The following is a 1721-nucleotide window of genomic DNA, read 5'->3' as shown; positions in this document are numbered from 1 at the left end:
CCGGCACCCCGCCCCTTTGCATGCCCCCGGAAGCTACACGCTTGTTCGACGCCGCGCTGCCCCTGGACAGCAGAAGTGCCCCGGACCGATGACATCCGGGGCACTGCTGACCAAGTCACCCGTTCGGGTGATTGTGTGGCGGCGGTCAGCCGTCCGTGCCGAAGGCCAGCACCAGATACGACTTGTCGTCGTTCGGGTCCGCCTTGTCGACGAAGACGTCGGACATGTACAGCCGGCCGTTCGCGAAGAGGATCTCCGCGTAGTCCGGCAGCATGCTGCCCTCGGCGCGCCGGACGCTCTCCGTGGAGGGGTTCTCCAGGAGCTTGGTCTCCTTGAAGGTGGAGCCGTCGATGCTGACGATCTGGCCGCCCTTGTCGTACGGCGGCTTCTTGTAGGCGATCAGGTTGGCGCCGTCCATGCGCAGCGGCGACAGCAGATAGCCGTCCCCGGCCTCGGCGCGCTGGCCGGTGGGCTTGCCGGTGGCCAGGTCGAAGGCGACGACCTCGTTGGTGGTGCTGTAGGAGGTGCCGCTGCCGTCGTGCTCCTCGGTCGGCACGAACAGCTTGCCGCCGCCGACGACGACCTCGTGGCAGTCCTCGATCCGGGTGATGCCGTCGCAGCGGCCGCCATAGGTCTTGCCGGGCGCGGAGATCCGGGCGAGCAGCTTGCCGGTCTTGTTGTCGATGGAGAAGTAGTCCGAGATGCCGCTGCCGTCGCCCGCGCTGTCGCCGACGTCGGCGGCGACCACCAGCGGATCGGTGGAGACGACCGAGGCGTACTCGATGCCCGGGTCCATCTTGTACTCGGAGAGGACCTTGCCCGACGTCGGGTCGATGGTCTGGATGGACAGCTGGGTGTTGTCCGAGTCGCCGCAGCTGCGCACCGCGACCAGCTTGGCGCCGCCGCCGTAGCCCGAGTCGTAACAGTCCTCGCCCGGCTTCGGCTGCCACAGCGGCTTGCCGGAGTCGATGTCGAAGGCCGCGCCGCCGTTGCTGTCGCCGAGCGCGACGGTGTGCTGGGAGACGGTCACGTTCTGGTAATTGACCGGGTAGTCACCGACGTTGACGGTCTTCGTCCACAGCTTCTTGCCCGCGTCGAGGTCGATCGCCGCGATGTCGGAGCAGCCCTGGTACTTCTTGTTCGTCGGCTGGTACGTGATCGCGGTCTTGTCGTCGGCGGTGATGTGCCGGCTGGCCGCGCAGACCGGGCCGGGCAGCTTGACCGTCCACAGCTCGGTGCCCTTGACCGGGTCGTAGCCGACGATCTCGTTCACGCCGGTCTTGGCGTACACCTTGTCGGTCAGCCAGGAGCCGGAGGTGCTCACCGTGTCCTTGACGGAGGGCGAGGGGACCTGGAAGAGGACCTTGGCCGCCGGGTTCGCCGGCACCTTCTCCTTGCCGCCGGTCGAACCGCCGGAACCCTTGTCCTGGCCGCCGCTGTTGCCGCCGGAGGACGCGGTGTCCTGCTTGGTGCCGCCGTCGCCGGAGCCCGCGTACCAGATGCCGCCGCCGACGATCAGCGCGATCACGACGACCGCCGCGATGACGATGTACAGCGCGGTGTTGCTCCGCCCGCCACCGCTACCGGCGCCCTGCTGCTGCATCGGCATGGTCGGGGGCTGGCCCGGATAGCCGTAGCCCGGCTGCCCGGACTGCTGCATGGGCTGGGTGGGCATGGCGTACGGGTTCTGCTGCGGCGCCCCGTAGGGGGCGCCGCAGCAG

The 1721-nt window shown here is 68.7% G+C and carries 1 protein-coding gene; it reads right to left on the bottom strand.

Going from position 1 to position 1721, the window contains the following annotated elements:
* Positions 1-145: 145 nt before the first annotated feature.
* Positions 146-1721 (bottom strand): outer membrane protein assembly factor BamB family protein (locus CCN72_RS35815; protein WP_244174648.1); only part of this gene is annotated, 1576 nt, incomplete at its 5' end.

The sequence above is a fragment of the Streptomyces murinus genome (assembly GCF_002154555.1).
GTDB classification, from domain to species: domain Bacteria; phylum Actinomycetota; class Actinomycetes; order Streptomycetales; family Streptomycetaceae; genus Streptomyces; species Streptomyces murinus.
The sequence above is the reverse complement of the archived record's forward strand: the minus strand, read 5'-3'. Positions and strand labels throughout refer to the sequence as shown.